This window comes from Pseudarthrobacter sp. AB1 (genome assembly GCF_014926485.1).
GTDB lineage: Bacteria > Actinomycetota > Actinomycetes > Actinomycetales > Micrococcaceae > Arthrobacter.
On sequence record NZ_PZKO01000008.1, the window covers coordinates 48071 to 64829 of the forward strand.

Here is a 16759-nt window from a genome sequence, read left to right on the forward strand (position 1 = left end):
CCACGGAAGCGGGTGGCGTGCGGGACCAGGTCAGTGCGAGGCGAGGCGGTTCCTGCTCCACAAAGCGAAGGCCAGGCCTGAGACTCCCACCAGCAGCACGCCCGCCATAATGGCCAGCAATCCGGGGCCGCCGAAGAGGCCGGAGCCGTCGTTCCGGGAAACAGCGGCGGCCTGCGTGGGCTTGACCGATTTGGTGATGGGCTTGTTCCAGTTCGATTCCGTGGACGGGCCTGCGGACGACGACGGCGGGCTGGCGATGGTGGTGCTGGGCGCGGCCGACGTCGATTCCTCAGCCGGCGAAACGCTCGGTTCCGGGGAGAGGGTGGGAACCGGTTCCGGGGCGGGCACCACGGGCGCGGGCGGCGGTGCCGGGGGCTCGATCACTGGGGCCGGCGGCGAGGGCGTCTCCGTTGGTTTGCCCGGACTGGGCGGCGTCGGGTCGTCGGCCGGGCCACACAGCACCAAACAGGGCATTTTGCCATTTTCACCGTTGTCGGCCTGCGCCGGGGCCGCCGCAGAAAGGCCAACCAGGAGCGCCAGCACCGCAACGGCCGCAGCAGCGGACGCGTCGCGGAGCACGGATGAAGATCGGATCATGGTCACCTTTTCGACAGCGCGCGGCACCCCCTTGCCGCAGCGAACAGTGTTTCCGGTAGTCTCCTACAACGCCCACGGGCCCGCAAATCCATTGGATTTGCGGGCCCGTGGCAAGCAACGGCTCAGCCCCTGTTTTCCGGCGGCAGGGCGATCTGCAGTTTCCGCGCCTTGCCACGTCCCACGATGTAGCCGCGGCCAGGTATGAATTCCGGGCTGACGCGCCCCAGTGACGTGTTGAGGAGACTGTCCCCTTCGATGTCGCCCGGGTTGATGAGCAGGCCCCGGCGTCCGGATTTGAAAGGCTGGGCCAGTGACCAGGCCGAGGACCAGGTTGACGTTTCCGATTCCCCGATGACCCACTGATCGGCTTTGATGGACGCCGACACGAGCTGCGACACGCCTGATTCCGCCACGGTATCCGTGAACTCGGTCAGGCCCTCGATGAAGATCGCCAGCTTCCCGGGGTTCCCGGAAGAGTGCTCTGTGAGGTCCTCGACGATCTCGGCCAGGTCATCGGCACCCACCACCGAACGGTTCCAGAGCGGCAGCGACGCCACCGCGGACCGGCGCGAGCCGATGTACACCAGCTCTGTGTCCGGATTGGAGCGGCGCAGCGCGTACGCCAGGGTCACCAGCGCCACCGTCCTGCCGGCGCCTGGCGGTCCGGCCAGCAGCAGCGGTCCCTGGGCCATGATCCCGGCCGGCTGCAGGGTTTCGTCGTCGACACCGATGACGGGCAGGTCCGCGCTGCCGGCAGGCAGCACATCCAAGTCCACCAGTTCGGGAAGCCGCTGGATTTTGGGTGCCGATTCCAGCCCCTGGCGCAGCATCGCCTGGCTGAGCTTGTGGACTTCGCGGGCCTGAAGCGCCAGGTTGGAGTTACCGCCCAGGACGGCCAGCTGGACCTCGTAGCCGCCAAGTATGCCGCGCCCGGGCGGTGAGGAGCTGGTGAGGACGTCCTTGGCGACGTCCATGGACATGTAGTCGTCCTCGGACGTCAGCCGCAGCACCAGCCGGCGCTGGATGGAGGCCAGCAACGTCGCCGGTACAGCGTTGGGCCGGTCACCGGTGACGACCAGGTGGATCCCCAAGGGACGGCCGTCGGTGGCCAGCTGCAGGAAGATATCCCAGAGCGCGGACAGACGGCTGAATTCGTACGTCTCACGGAACGCCGAGATGCCATCCAGCAGCACGAAGATCCGCTTCTCGTCCGGGCGGTTGGCCAGGGTCCGGTATTCCACGATGGTGGAGGCCCTGACCTCGGCGAACCGGGCGGACCTCTCGTCGGCGATGTCCCGGAGCAGGCGAAGCAGCCGGCCCACGCGTTCGACGTCGTCACCGTTGATGATCTCGCCGACGTGCGGCAACTCTTCGAGCATCTTCAGTCCGGAGGAACCGCAATCTATCCCGTAGATGTGCACGGGCCCGCCCCGGGGCGTGACGGCGGCGGCAATCGCAATGCCGCGCAGGGCAGCGGACTTTCCGGAGCCGCCCGTGCCGTAGACGGCCATGTTGCCGTCCTGGTCCGGCTCGTAGAACACAGTGGGCTGTTCCTGGCGGGCAGGATCATCGGCCACGCCCAGCAGCAGCCGTTCGTCCGTCCGGGGGTTCGGGAGCTTGGAGAAGTCGTACGTCTTGGCCAGCTCGTCCAGCCACGGTTTGCGCGGCGGCCTGATGGCCAGCGATTCCGCTGCCCGGACGATGTTGGTGGTCATCCTGGCGATGTCGTTGGGGCCGGCCGGGGCTTCCTTGACGGGTTTTTCCGGCGCAGGAGCCTCCCAGCTGGGCCCTGACCCGAAGGCCATTTCCACGACGTCGATCTGCGGACGCTGGGGCTTCTCCGTGGTCCAGCCGCCGGCATAGCCGGTCTGGAACCCCTGGATGCGGCCGGGCCCGGTCTTGGCGGCGCCGCGGCCCGGGATGGACGGGTCGAAGTATGCCGCATCAGGCACGCCGAGGATGTCGGTGGCGTCATCCTCATCCGCCATGCGCAGGGCCACCCGGAGGTTGGTGTTGGCGCGCAGGCTGTCCTTGATGACGCCGGCGGGACGCTGCGTGGCCAGGATCAGGTGCAGGCCCAGGGACCGGCCACGGGCAGCAACATCCACTACGCCGTCCACAAATTCGGGGACCTCGGTGGCCAGCGCCGCAAATTCGTCCACAACGATAATGAGGTAGGGCGGTGCTTCCGGGTCGGCTTCGCGCTGGAGCCCGAGCAGGTCCTTGGCCTTCTTCCGGTTCAGCAGGTGCTCGCGATAGTGCAGCTCGGCACGGAGGGAGGTCAGGGCACGGCGGACCAGGTGCTGGGACAGGTCGGTGACCAGGCCCACGGTATGGGGCAGGCTGAGGCAATCGGCGAACGCCGCCCCGCCCTTGTAGTCCACAAACAGGAAGCTCACGCGGTCCGGGCTGTACGCGGCAGCCATGCCCATGACCCAGGACTGCAGGAACTCTGATTTGCCGGCGCCGGTGGTGCCGCCGACCAGCGCGTGCGGGCCCTCGTTCTTCAGGTCCAGGTAAAGCGGCTCTATCCCCTTGGAACCCACCAGCGCCCGGAGGGTCCCATTGTCCTTCCGGTTGGGAACCGCGGAGGCATGGACTGAATTGTTCTCGACCCAGCGCTCCGCCACGGCCTGCGGGTTGTCCAGGAAGTCCTTGCCGATCAGGGTGGCGTAGGACACCGCACGGGGCAGGTCGGAGTCGTCGCTGACAGGCTTGCCAACGTCCACCACGGGCGCCAGCATCCGGGCCAGCTGGGCGGCCACTTCGGCGTCGAGGCTTTCGCAGCTCACGGGGTACGTGTGCCGTCCCAGCCGCACCTGCCCCGTGGTGGTGCCGTTTTCTCCGTCCACCACCATAAAGTCCCGGCAGGCGGCAGGGAGCGCCTGGATGTCGGTGGCCACCCACATGACGTGGACGCCGGAATCCGGCCCTCGCTCGGCCAGGCGGGTCAGCCTGCCCCTGTCCACCGGAGCGTCGTCCTCGACGATGACCAGGACCGCCGGCAGCACCGGCGCCGGGATTTCGTCCTTGGCCGGGTCCACAGATCCGCGGTGTTCGGGGGTGGAGCGCTTGGCCATGGCTTCGCGTGCGTCGAGCAGGTCCTCGAGCCTGGCCACGAGGGAGGAGCCGCTGGCTGAACCGGCAGCGAGGTGGTCGCCGTTGAGGGGGCTGTGGCCGGAGCCCACGTGGGGCAGCCACTGCAGCCAGTCCCAGCGCTGCCGGGACTGCGCCGACGTAATGGCTGTCACCACGGCCTCCGCGGGCGAATGCAGCCCCACAAACTGCAGGACCATGCCGCGGGCAACGTCGTCCACCAGGCCCCGGGCCCCGGCCACGCCGAAGGACCCGGCGTCGCGCAGCTGGGAGACCACGGGGACACCCTCGATGTCCCTGAACTGCTTCAGGCAGTCCTGGATCTCGCGCATGAACTCAGCTTCGGTGTCGTTGCTGTTGGGTTCCTCGAACAGGATGCGCGATGTACCGGTGCCGAGCCCGAACCGCAGGCCCAGGAAACCGGTGTGCTCGGGACGGTGGGTCCACAGCAGCGGACCGAGTTTGTAGATGGAATCCACGGTGTCACTGACGGAAGGCGCTTCCTGCAGGCGGACTGCGCGTTCGACGTGCTGCAATTCGGTGATGTCCTGGCGGAACGCAGCCATGGACTCCCGGAACTGTTTGAGCTGCTCCTTCTGTTGGCGCCTGGTCTGCATCTTGTGGTCAACATAATGACCCACAATGAACAGCGGCATCATCATCATGAACACCACCGACAGGATGTTCCGCGTGACCGCGAACATGATGCCGCCCATGAGCAGCGGCGCCATCAGCATGATGTACGGGAACGGCTGGTGGTCCGGACGTTTGGGTCCGGCAGGCGGCACGCGCTTGGGCGCCTCGAAGCGGGGAACCACCCGCGGGGAGCGGTTGAAATCAACAAGGGGCGACGTCGGTGCTGCCGCCTGGTTGCGGCCCAGCGGCACCACCGTGACGGTGGTCTCCCCCAGCGTCACCGTGTCGGATGAGTTCAGGGTGGCCCGGGTGACCGGCAGGCCGTCCATCAGCAGGCCGTTGGCGGAGTTCGTGTCCACGATCTCCACGCTCTCGCCCACGGTGATGCGCGCGTGGCGTTTGGAAGTCAGCGGGTCCGTGAGCCGGATGTCCACGTCCCGGTCCCGGCCGATGTAGCTGGTGCCGGAAGGCAGCGAAAACTCCTGGCCGACGTCGGGCCCGGAAAGGATCCGCAAGGTGGCTGCAGCGGGTCCGCGGTGGGCGCCGGGGGCGTTGAAAAGTTCGCTGACCTCGGTCAGGGACACCACGGAGCCCGGGCGCAGGCCCGATTCCAGGAGGTTGTCCGCGCGGGTCAGGACGCTGCCGCGCATGCCGCCGCCCACAAATGCCTCGTCGATGCGAAGCGAAAGGTTCTCCGGTGCCGGCGATCCCTTGCGGTCGGGGTCCGCGACCCAAAGCTGAGTGGCGACATCCGCCACCGTGGCCAGGCCGTCGACGGTCACGGCCAGGTCCTTGGTTTCCGCCGGGTCCCGGCGGAGTGTCAGCCGGATCCTCATCCTTCGTCCACGCCCCTCATCTTTTCCAGTAAGTACAAATCGTCGGGCGTGACCAGGTGGGACGTGACGGCGTGCTCGACGAGCCTCGCGCGCCGGTTGGTGGCCAGTTTCCCGCCGCCGCCGCGCAGGCCCACCACGCCCACGCGGTCAAGTTTGTCGCAGACATTATCCAGCTTCCGGTTGAACCGGGTGAGTGCCCAGCCCAGGGTCTTTGCCGCTGCAGCCGAGGACGGGATGGCGCTGAACCCGGTCCCTTCCCGCCGGAGCATGGGTTCGGCGAGAGCCACAATGAGGGCCCGCTGGGAGTCAGTGAAGACCACGGGGCCGATTGTGGTGTCGCCGTTGCTGTCGTCCTCCCGTGATTCCTGGCGGAACGACGGCGTCTTGAGGTGGACGGCGAACTCATATGTGGTGGGACCGGCGGTGAAAATGACGTTTGTGTGGCTGAACACCAGCGGGATCCGCGCACCCGGCGACAGCCAGGCCTGCATCCCGCCGGAACCGTCGGCAACCGTGGCGGAAAGCATCCCGCCCACATTGCTCAGCCACCAGATCCCGTCGTAGCGGGCCACCTGCAGGAACTGACGGTGAAGGTACGGGTTGTCGTCCACTTCAAGATCGCCTTCCCGGCCGATGTTGAAGATTTCCTCATCGGACGGTTCGTACCATTCACCACAGAAATCTATTGCTAGATCCCCCATTTTCCGTGCCTCCTCGTTGGGCAGTGCCCGCGTTCACTACCGCTTCCGGTCTGCTCTGCCGTCACTTGCGGATGCAGGCGATCGAGTCTTCTTCCAAAGGCGAGAACGCGCCGTCGCTCCTGACGATCATCACCTGGATACAGGTGGGTTCCGTCGGATTCAACGCAACCTGGGCGGTTGGCTCGGCAGCGGACTGGTACTCGCCGTTGTTGCCCAACGCGTAGACCCGCCACTTATAGGCGTCGCCCGACTTCGGCTGCGGATTAGTCCACCTGAACGTCGCCTTGCCGGTAGCGTCCACGGTCCCCGCCAGGTCCGCGACGTCGGGAACTGTCCCATTGTCGAGGGCATCCGCCGGGGGTTTGCTGACTTGGCCGGGCTCTTCGACCTTCGGTGCCGGAGCTGAGGACGCCAGCACGATTCCGACAACGATGGCGAGGACCAGCAGCGTTCCGCCCGCCGCGGCGAGCCACACGTTGCGCTTGCCGTGGTCGGGCGCCGCCTCGGGGGCGGTTTCGGCGACTGGGGCGGGACGGCTGATCGTCGCGTCGATCTCGGGCTCGGCCCCCGCCGCCCGGTGGCCGGGCGCGGCCGGCAGGCCGGCCTGCTGTCCGGACTGTGCAGGAAGGAGCCTTGCGCGCTGGACAGTTGCGTCCGGCACGGACCCGTATTCGGCCGCCGGTGCACTGCCTCGGAGCATCGTGGCCTGGGCCCACTCGCCCGCGGGGCTGCTATCGTCCGGGCTGCCGCCCACCCGCTGGCCCTCCTGTTGGCCGGCCAGTTGGCCGGCAAAGAGGTTGGCCGGAACCTGCGGCCGGGTACGTGCCGGGAAAGTAGGGGCGCTGCCGGTCCGCTCCGGATCGATGGCCGCGATGCTCCGGACGCGGGTTTCCTCGAAGCCGTCATCGGGGTGGTTTTCTTCCAGTTGCGGCTCTTCGAATACCTCGAAGGGCGTGACCGAAAGGTTCAGTTCGGCCTGGATCCGCTGCAGGGCGAGGGCAAACGCGTGGGCTGAGGAGTACCGGGACGCCGCGGACTTGGCCATTGCCGTGGACAGTGCCCGCTCCAGTGACTGTGGAACGTCGGCCCGGCCCAGGCGCGGCAATGCCGCGCTGGTGATCCGCGAGATCAGTTCGCGCTGGGAGTTATCAGTACCGGGCATCACGAACGGCGACCTGCCGGCCAGCAGTGTGTACAGCGTGGCGCCCAGTGCCCAGACATCCACCATTACGCCGTCCACGGGGCCGTCCGCGAACTGTTCCGGCGGGGACCACGGAATGGACATCCCGGCGTCGTCGTCGTCGGCCTCACCGCCCAGTGTGCCCGAGATCCCGAAGTCCGTCAGGGCCGGCCGGTTGTAGTCGGTCACGAGGATGTTCGCGGGCTTGATGTCCCGGTGGGCGATGCCGGCCCGGTGTGCGGTCTCGACGGCGGAGGCCACCTGGATGCCGACGGCCAGGACCTCATCAACGCTGAAGCGCTGACGGCGGTACCGGACGTCCAGGCTGGGCCTCGAGCAGTACTCCATGGCCAGGTAGGAGTGGCCTGCCTCGGTGACCTCCGCCTCGAAGATGGTCACGATGTACGGGTGCGAGGAGAGCTGGGCCATCAGGTTGGCCTCGGACTCAAACCTGCGCCGGGCACCTTCGGTCTTCAGGTCCGACAGAAGGACCTTGACGGCCACTTTCCGGCGCGGCCGATCCTGTTCGTAGAGGTAGACGTCTGAGAACCCGCCGGAGCCGAGCAGGCTGATGTACGTAAACCCCGGGATGGGGGGCGGCGGCGCAACCGGCCGTTTGGAGCTCAAGGAATCTCCTCAAAACGCAATGAGATGTCGTCACCCAATTCGGCGATGTCGCCGTCGAGCACGATGGCCATCTCGTTCTGGGCCAGGCGGCGGGGCTGCTGGCCCTCGCGGACCAGGACCGTGCCGTTTGTGGCCTTAAGATCGCAGAGCATCACGTGCCAGCCCTCCAGCCGCACTTCCACGTGGGAGCGCGAGATGTCTCCGCTGGGGCTGGCCACCTGGACCAGCCTCGGCATAACACCACCGTGGACCCGGGAAACGGACGGCTGCCGCCCAATGACCAGCGACTGGTCAAGTTCCACCAGTGCACCCGTCGAGACCCGCATCCGGCCCAGTCGTGGCCGGGCCACCTGGACGGCATCGGCGGGCAACGGCGAACCGCAGGCAGCGCACCGCGCATGGGTGGGCGGGTTGGCGTGTCCCTGGTCGCAGACCCGGGCCAGCACCAGCGGGCCGGCGGCGGAATCCGGCCCGGGAACGGGGGCCGGATGCGCGGCCATTCCGGCGAGGTCGCTCTTCATGATCGTGTGGCCGTCGTGGTCCCCGTCCAGGGCAGCCGGGTCTGCCGCGTGGACTTCTGCCGGCACGTCCGCCGTGGGCGGATTCGAAGGGGACAGATTCGACGGCGGCAGATTCAACTCCGGCAGCTTGGACGGCGGCGGTGCCTGGGCCGCAGGTGTGCTCCCGCCGGTCCGCCACGGGACCGAGTCGATGAGCCCGCCGATCATCCGGGCGGCGGCTGCGGCTGCAGGCGGCGCGGCTGCTGCCGGCGTGACGGGTGGACCTGCCGGTTCGCTGGCCGGCTGTGCAGGGGCCAGGCTGGCCGCTGCCTCCAACTGCCCTGGTGCATTCGCTTCTGCCGCATCGACCGGTGCCACCACCGCGTCGGCTGGTGCCGCAGGGGCACCGTGATCTTCCTCGGGCTCGTCCCGGACCGCCGCGTCCTCGATGCGGCGGACAACAGTCCGTTCCCAGAGGTGGTCATAGCTGCCGGTCATTTCGTGGGCCGGGACCTGATCAGGATGGGCGGGGGTCTCCGGAGCGGGCTCCTGGTCCGGCCCGGGCTCCGGCGCTTCGGCAGCAAAGTTGGCGTCATCGTCCATGAGCCCCATCACGGTTTCGGCCGAGACCTCCCGGCCATGTACGGGCGCTGGTTCAGACCCAGGGTCAGCATCCGCTCCAACGACGACGGCGCCGGCGAGGGCGCCGGCGAGGGTGGGTGCCCCGTCCTCAGCGGGCAGGCCGGACGGGGCCACGGCCTCATCCACCGGACTGCCGGTGAGCGACACTGTCAGCGACTCCAGCAGGACCACTCCTTCGCTGAGCGGCAACACGTCCCCGGGCTGGCCGTCCCCGGCTACAGTGATGCGGTACCACTCGGGGGTGTCCAGGCGGCGCTCCGTCCAGGTGGTGACGTCCCGCCCGTTCAGGTCCAGGGAGCCGCCGGGCAACTGCACGGTCAGGTCCAGGCCGCCGCGGAGGAAGACCCGGAGCGCGTCGCCGGAATCCACTATCCCGAACGACGGTATCTGCGCCAGCGAAACGCCGAAACTGCTGGTGACGGCGTGGAGTACTTCGTGGACTTCCGGGGCGTGCTCCAGCAGCTCCCACAGGGACTGGACCAGGGCGGGCGGGGTCCCGGGCCCCAGGAGGACAACTGTGTTGGCCCGGACAACGCCCAGCCACGTGCCCGCACTATATGTTGCGGTTGCCATGTCAGCGTTCCCCTCTTCCGTCGTCCTGGCCGGGTGGCCGGCTGGCGTCAACAATCTGTCCCCGGGGCAGTGTGACTTCCTCCGCAGCATCAGAGGCGGGGCGCGGCGCAGTGATCGCGACGCCGCCGTCGTTCATCACGTTCCTGGCGTCCACCACAATGACGGTGACGTTGTCCCGTCCACCGTTGCGGAGCGCAGCCTGGATCAGGGCATCCACGGCGTCCTGCGGGTGGCCCACGGTGCCCAGGATCCGGGCGATGTGCTCGTCCGTGAGTTCGCCATTGAGTCCGTCGGAGCAGACCATGATCCTGTCGCCCTCTTCCACGGGCAGGAGCCAGTAGTCAGCTTCGATCTCGTCCCCGGTGCCCAGCGCCCTCGTCACCACGTGGCGGCGGGGATGGACGGTGGCCTGCTCCGGCGTGATTTCACCGGCATCCACGAGTTCCTGTACCTCCGAATGGTCCACGCTGACTTGTTCAAAGTGCCCTTGGCTCAGCCGGTAGGTGCGGGAATCCCCGATGTTCATGACCAGCCAGTACGGCATGCCCATCTGTTCCACCACTACGGCGCCGGTGAGCGTGGTCCCGGCCCGGGCGCCGGTCACTTCCCGGATGGAGCTGTCGGCGCGGAGCAGGTATTGCTGGAGCACTGCCGCAGTGACACTCCGCTCCCCGGTGGCGAGCTGTGGCATGGCAGCGAGGGCGCGCACGCACATGCCGCTGGCAATCTCGCCGGCTTCGTGTCCGCCCATGCCGTCTGCCACGGCGAAGACGGGGTCGGAGGCGATGAAGGAATCCTCGTTCAATTCGCGGCGCAGCCCACGGTCCGTACCGTAGCCGTAACTGAGGCTGAGGCCGGTTCCGTGGTCTGCGTCAGCTGGGTCACTGGCGGGCTGGGAGTTCATGCCTGTCCTAGGTGGAAGGAACGGTCACCAAAGTGGACAGTGGATCCCGGGCTGACAAAAGCGGGCACGCCCGGCGGCAGCGGCGTGCGCAGGCCGTCCGGCGTGGTGACGGCGCTGCCGTTGGTGGAGTTCCGGTCAGTCACCCAAATGCCGGCACCGTCGGTCAGCAGGTGGAGGTGTGTCTTGGAGATCGAGCGGCCGGGATCACTGATCGCCAGCAGCTGGGCCTGCTGCTCCCCTGCCTGGCCCAGGGGGTTCCTGCCCACCAGGACATTGCGGTCGAGCTGGAAGTCCCGGCCGTCGTCGAGCTTTATCCGCAGCACGGCGACGGGCGCCGCATACATTGCGCCGCCGCGCATCTGCGTACGGTCGAGGTCGTCATCGGGATGGGACTGGGCGGCGGGCGTGGGAACCGCCGGGGCTGCAGTCTGCGCGTGCGGCGTCTGAAAAGGAGCGGACGACGGCGGCGGCGCGTACGGCTGGGGTGCGAAGGACGGCTGTGCGGACGGCTGCGGCGCGTATGGCTGCACGGGTTGTTGGGCCGGCGGCTGCCATGGCTGCACCGGTGGCTGGGCGACGGGCGCCTGGGCGTTCACAACCTGGGGCGGCTTTGCTGCCCCCGCGACTGGCGAGGCGACGTGCTGGACAGGAGGGAGGTCCAGGGGCGCGAAACTGTACGGTCCCTGGATGCCGCCGGAGGTGATGGGGTTGCGGCCGTCCTTGACGTCGAACACCAGTGTTTTGGCGGCGGTGTCATGCCAGCCGCGGAGTCTGCCGTTGCGGTCCCACGTGTTGGAAACCACCACAAGGACGGCCCACACGGCGCCGATCGACAGCAGCGGGCCGAGGATGAAGACGGCCACATCGAACCATTTGAAGATGACGACAGCCAGTGCGGCCAGGAGCGCCAGGATGATGCCCGCGCCTGTGATGACGCCGCGCAGGAACACTCCTCCGCCGCCGGGGGCGTAACCATCCTTGTCAGCGCTGCGGATGCCCATGGCATGGTTGCCGAGGGTCTTCCCGGAGCGGGCCTCCATGCCCATCAGCACCACCAGATACACCAGCGTCAGCCCCAGGCCGATGCTGCCGAACAGTACCAGCGAACCGGTGTCATAGATGATGAAGCCGCCGCTTTGCGTGCGGGTGATTCCCGCGAACCCGATGGCGAAAGTCACCACCAGCACCGCGACGGGGGCCAGCCAGTCGAGCACTGCTGCGCCGAGCCGTTTCCCCGCCGTGGCCGGAGCAAGCTCAAGATTGGCTGCCATTCCCGTTCCTCCCCCTGGAGCCGTTTGTACTACCGGGATAGTACCGGGATTCTGGCTGGCGTGCGCCGCCGAACGGTCCATCACAGCCCGCTGCGCGTGGTCCACGGTGAGTCCGCTGCGTGCCGCCCTGTTGGGCAGCGGAGCACCGCATGCCGTGCAGAACGTGGCGCCACCCCGGATCAGTTGCTGGCACCGCTGGCAGCGCTCGGCCTCGTTCATCATGATTCAGTGGGGTTCTTCCTGCCAGGTTTCCGGAGAACGGTGGACTCATCAGGCTGAGACGCCGCGGTCCCGGCTCCGCTTTCCTGAACTGCCGGATTCGGATTTTGGGCAGTGTCCGGACCGGTCTCCACCCTACCGGTGGCGGACCGCCATCCGGTGGAACCGTGGCCGGAAGGACGCACCAGCGGACTTATCCCAAGCCTGGCGCCACGCAGCTTAAGGGCGTTGCGGCCATCGGCCAGCAGCGACCGGGGCGAGAAGCGGGCCTGCTGGCGCCGCCAGAACCCTACACTCCCGGTCATCTCCTTCAGCGAGCCGTCCACGATGGTCCAGTATTCCTGAACTTCCTCCTCGCTGGGCTGTCCGGCGCCGAAGATGGAGGCATCCGCACGGTGCGCGAGCGTGGTGGTGGTCTGACCGGTGGCCGGGAACGAGTCAGCGAGCACCACCGCGCTTTCACGACGGGTTGCACGCATGTCGATGCCGGCACCCATGTCCGTGGCGAGGCTCACCACCTCGTTCCAGCCGCCTCCCACCCGCTGTGCAGGGTGCCCCTCGGTGAGGCGGGCCTTCCGGCGCCGTGATTTCAGGAGCGCGATCAGCAGCAGCGGCAGCGCCAGGATGGACAGCGGGATCAGGGCAATGCCCAGGGCCCCCAGAAGGGCACCCCAGAAGAGCCACGGATTATTCTTCTTTTCGTCGGCGTCCAGGGCGTCCGGCGAGGAGTCCGGCGGCAGGTCGGCCGGTTCCTGCGGCGGGGGCGGCGGCTGCAGCACCTGCGGCTTGGGTTTGGACTTGTTTTCGGGGTCCGGCGGGATGGGGACATTGTCCTTGGGAGGCGTGGGGTCGAAGCTGACCCACCCCACCCGGTCGAACGCCACCTCAACCCAGGCGTGGACGTCCTTGCCGGTGATCTTTACCTCACCGGCACCGTTCTCCGGGCTGGTCGGATCGGGGTAGAAGCCCATGACCACCCGTGACGGGATCCCCAGGTGGCGGAGCATCAGCGACATGGACACGGCATACTGCTCGTCATCGCCGAGCATCTGCTTGGCGGTCAGGAGGTTCCTGATCCGCGACGAGCTGTGGCCGGACACACTGGGCAGCTGGCCGTCAGCGACCAGGCCGTTGCTGAAGGCACCCGTCTTTTGGAAATGTGCCTCGATCTGGCGGACCCGGTCAATCGCGGTGGGCGCATCGGCTGAGAGGTCGTTGGCCTGTGACCCCACCACCGGAGGGACCTCGACGGCGTCCGGCATCGTGATCTTCGCGAAGTCGTACTGGGTCAGCTGGCCGTGTTCGAGCTTCACCGGATCGGACACCTGGACGCTGTAGGTGTCGCCTTTGGAAAGGCCCTGTGTGGTCACAGCGGTGTCGGTGCCAGCGTTGAAGTAGAGACCCGACGCCGCCGCGGAAGCACTCTGGTCAAAGCTCAGGCCGGTGGTCTTCCGGCCGCCCGGGACAAAATAGCCCTGGTAGTCCCCGATGGTGATGTCAATGGAGTAGTCATTCGACGGGACGATGCCCGAGGTGTCGGCCAGGGTGTTAATGGATTCGGTGTCCCCCACTTTGCTGAAGCTGCCGGAGCCGTGGGGGTCCATGTTGTAGTTGGTTCCGTTGAAGGCATCCAGGGCCCCCAGCCTGACCCGGCCGTCCCGGGGCAGTCCTTTGACTACAAACAGGATGTCGTCTTTTTTGTCCTTGACGAACGTCCGGAAGCTGGCCAGGGGTGTGATGTAGTCCTTGGGGTCGAACGGCGGGACCACCACGTTGCGCAGGACCTTCCGGTCACCGCCGGCGGTGACCAGGGGCGCCGTCACCGCAGTAATGGCGACGCTTGCGGCGATCACGGCGGCTGCGGTGCCCAGCCGGCGGAGCTTGGCCCGCTGGGCCGTGGCGGCATCGGTCTGCGGACGGTTGACCGACACTTTGCGGGTGTCGCTGCGCCGCAGCGCGTCGCGGCGGAACGTGGCCCAGGCGATCCCTATGATGGTAAGCCCGATGCCGCGTTCCACCGTGAGGAAGGCGGCGTTGGTGCTGAACGCGATACCTGTAACGAACAGCACCAGAACGGGAAGCAGCGGCCAGTATGGGGATTTCAGCCGCCATGTGAGGATGCCGGCCACCAATGCAGTAAGCAGCGAACTCAGGAACGGGACGATCAGGACGCCGCCGGCAGACCCCACCGGAACGCCCACCGTGAGCATGTCCTTCCAGGCGAACACAACGCCCAGGAGCAGGGTCCGCAAGGAGTCAAGGCTGGGAACAAAGCCGGCGATCGCCGCATCCGGGACTGCGAGGAGCGTGCCGAACACCAGGTACGCGCCGAGTGCGAGGGCCGTGGTGATCAGTAACCCCAGGCGAAGGTGCGCGTTGGCGGCGGCGATGCCGAGGCCCAGGAGGATACCGCCGGAGCCCGAGACTAAGTAGTAGGGGTCACCGCCGAAGCTGAGGCTGAAGCCCAGCAGGCCCAACCCCAGCAGGACGGTGAGGGCGCCGGCGTCGAGCACAAAATGCCAGACCGGCCGGCCGTCGGCGAACGATGATTCGTACTGCCGCTGCTGCGGGCGCGGCCGGAGATCCGGTGCGGAGCTCATGCGGCCGCCTTCCTGAGGACGATGGCGAGGTCAGCGAGGTCGCCGAGCGTCAGCACTGTCAGGTCCGCGATGTTCGCGCGGCCCGGGGCGGCACCGATTTGGAGGCGAACGGCCAGACTCCTGACGCCGAGCGGCACGGAGGCCGCGGCCGAACGGAGCTGGGCGGGCGTCACGTTGCTGCCGACAACAAAAAAGACCACGGACGCGTTGGGGACGGTGTCGGCCAGGGTCCGGGCGAGGTCGACGGCGGTCCGGCGCATGGGTGCCCCGGCGATCCGCGTCATGTCGTCCAGCATGTTCCGTCCGGTTTCGCAGCGTAGCGGCCCCTCTTGGGTCAGGACGTCCAGTTCGCGCTGTTCCCGGATGGCCTGCCGGCCGATCGAGGCAGCCGCGGAGATGGCCATTTCGAATTCCTGCTCTGACGCGTACTCGTCCGTGTTGATGGACAGCGAGATGGCCAGGTGGGCGCGCCGGGTCTCCTCGAACTGGCGCACCATCAGCTTGTTGGTCCGGGCGGTGGTCTTCCAGTGGATGTGCCGCCGGTCATCGCCCGGTACGTAGTCACGGAGGGCATGGAAGGACACGTCCGCGCTGGACAGGTCAGTGGTGGGCATGCCCTCGAGGTCGCGGATGAATCCGGCGGCGGAACCGGCCAGGGCCACCGTCTTCGGGTGCACAAACAGGTCCTCCGGTTCCGTCCACAGCACCTGGCGGCGGAGGAGGTGCAGGGGGTCGGCCCGGACGGAGCGGACAGGGCCCACCACGATGACGGCGCGGCGGGCGGTTGGAATGGTGAAAAGGTCCTCGTGCACCTGCGCGGGCTTCATCCTGGGCAGGTGGAAGACCGCGGTGGCGTTGCCCACCGGCAGTTCCAGGGCGGCCGGCAGCAGGGGCCGGGCCGAGGTGTTGGAGACGGCGATGCTTCCGACCGCACTGTCCCCCACGGCCACGCGGGTCCGGGCAAGGTCCAGGATCACGCCGTAAGAGGACCGGCCCAGGATGAACCCGATGGCAATCAGGAAAAGGACAAACGCCGCGATGGCCGCGGCTTTGGCCTCTTGCCAACCGAAGGCCTGGCCGGCGGTCCACAGCAGGATGGAGGCGGCCAGAACCGACCAGCCCAGGACACTGACCACCGACAGGACCGGCCACACGTAGCGCAGCCACAGGACGCGGACCTTCTCCCATGCGGGTGTGAGGGCGAGTGCGGCGGTACCGGTGGCTTCGGCCCAGACGGATGAGGGATGCAACCTGGTGGGTCTGCCGTTCCGGTGGGAGGGTTGCCGGAGACGTTCAGCAAGCCGGGTCAACGGAGTGCTGCTGGACATAAACGTGCCTTTGTTCGCGCTGGTCAGTTGGTGGTCTGGAGCTCCGTCGGAGCGTCAGACGGCGGCGCGCTGCTGCGGTGCCGCGATGTCAGAGAGAACCCGCGCCAGCACAGCCTCGGCGGTGGCGCCGGAGAACTCAGCCTCCGCGTCCATCACAAACCGGTGCGTCCACACAACGGACGCCAGTTCCTTGATGTCGTCCGGCAGGACGAAGTTCCGTCCCTGCCCCGCGGCCCATACCTTGGCGGCGCGGACCATGGCGATGGCGCCACGCACGGAGACGCCCAGCCGGGTCTCAGGCGCGCTACGGGTCTCCTCGCAGAGCCGGGAAATGTATTCAAGGACCGCCGTGTCCACGTGCACGGTGGCAGCGAGGTCGGCCATGTCCGCCACGGCCTGGGTGGTGATCACTGCGGAGATCTCTTTCGAGCGGTCCTTCAGGTTCGAGCCACCGAGCAGCTGGACCGTGGAGGCGTGGTCCGGGTAGCCGATGGAGGTCTTGATCAGGAAGCGGTCCAGCTGCGCTTCGGGCAGGCGGTACGTACCGGCCTGCTCGATCGGGTTCTGGGTGGCCATCACCATAAACGGCCGGCCGGCCTCGTAGGTGACGCCGTCCACGGTGACCCGGGATTCCTCCATGACCTCCAGCAGGGCCGACTGGGTCTTCGGCGAAGCACGGTTGATCTCGTCGGCCAGGACGATGTTGTTGAAGATCGGTCCCTTGTGGAACTCGAACTTCTGCGTTTTCTGGTCGTAGATGGTCACGCCCGTGACGTCCGAGGGGAGGAGGTCGGGGGTGAACTGGATGCGGTTATTGGACCCCTGCACCGTGGCGGCCATGGCCCGGGCCAGCATGGTCTTGCCAGTGCCGGGAGCATCCTCGAACAGCACATGGCCCTCCGCCAGCATCGCGGTGAAGGTCAGCCGGATGACATGGTCCTTACCCAGGACGGCTTGTCCCACGTTGGCAACGAGCTTGTCGAAAGTGCCTGCAAACCATTCGGCCTGCTCGGTGGTCATGGTCATGAAGTTAAGTCCTTTTCAATATT

Annotated in this window: 10 protein-coding genes; all 10 read right to left on the bottom strand. The window is 67.4% G+C overall.

From position 1 onward, the window contains the following. Positions 1-30: 30 nt before the first annotated feature. The 10 genes from DAD99_RS02385 to DAD99_RS02430 all read right to left on the bottom strand — a co-directional run bounded on the left by DAD99_RS02385 (position 31) and on the right by DAD99_RS02430 (position 16736). A complete protein-coding gene (locus tag DAD99_RS02385) occupies positions 31-597 on the bottom strand; it encodes a hypothetical protein (RefSeq protein WP_193340188.1) in 567 nt (188 codons plus the stop codon). A gap of 122 nt (positions 598-719) precedes the next feature. Next, positions 720-5165, bottom strand: coding sequence for an FtsK/SpoIIIE domain-containing protein (locus tag DAD99_RS02390; RefSeq protein ID WP_193340189.1), 4446 nt, complete (start codon positions 5163-5165; stop codon positions 720-722). After that, complete coding sequence (locus DAD99_RS02395; protein ID WP_104061062.1) at positions 5162-5866, bottom strand: hypothetical protein; 705 nt, start codon at positions 5864-5866, stop codon at positions 5162-5164. Before DAD99_RS02395 ends, DAD99_RS02390 begins: the two co-directional genes overlap by 4 nt. A 61-nt stretch (positions 5867-5927) precedes the next feature. Beyond that, positions 5928-7673: a serine/threonine-protein kinase gene (locus DAD99_RS02400; protein ID WP_193340190.1), complete on the bottom strand. Its 1746-nt coding sequence runs from the start codon at positions 7671-7673 to the stop codon at positions 5928-5930. Next, positions 7670-9388 carry an FHA domain-containing protein gene (locus DAD99_RS02405; protein ID WP_193340191.1) on the bottom strand — a complete coding sequence of 573 codons (1719 nt, stop codon included), beginning with the start codon at positions 9386-9388 and terminating at the stop codon, positions 7670-7672. The genes DAD99_RS02400 and DAD99_RS02405 overlap by 4 nt, the downstream gene beginning before the upstream one ends. 1 nt (position 9389) lies before the next feature. Further along, entirely contained in the window at positions 9390-10292 is a 903-nt protein-coding gene (locus tag DAD99_RS02410) for a PP2C family serine/threonine-protein phosphatase (RefSeq protein ID WP_193340192.1), read from the bottom strand. After that, a complete protein-coding gene (locus DAD99_RS02415) occupies positions 10289-11563 on the bottom strand; it encodes an RDD family protein (protein WP_227007551.1) in 1275 nt (424 codons plus the stop codon). Before DAD99_RS02415 ends, DAD99_RS02410 begins: the two co-directional genes overlap by 4 nt. Positions 11564-11781: 218 nt before the next feature. Then, positions 11782-14382 (bottom strand): transglutaminase domain-containing protein, encoded by a 2601-nt coding sequence (locus DAD99_RS02420; RefSeq protein WP_227007552.1) that lies wholly within the window; start codon positions 14380-14382, stop codon positions 11782-11784. Continuing rightward, on the bottom strand, positions 14379-15710 hold the full coding sequence (locus DAD99_RS02425; RefSeq protein ID WP_193340194.1) for a DUF58 domain-containing protein: 1332 nt from the start codon (positions 15708-15710) through the stop codon (positions 14379-14381). Before DAD99_RS02425 ends, DAD99_RS02420 begins: the two co-directional genes overlap by 4 nt. A 54-nt stretch (positions 15711-15764) precedes the next feature. Further along, the gene (locus DAD99_RS02430) at positions 15765-16736 is read right to left on the bottom strand and encodes a MoxR family ATPase (protein ID WP_193340195.1); all 972 of its coding nucleotides are present in this window, start codon (positions 16734-16736) and stop codon (positions 15765-15767) included. Between the last annotated feature and the right edge of the window lie 23 nt (positions 16737-16759).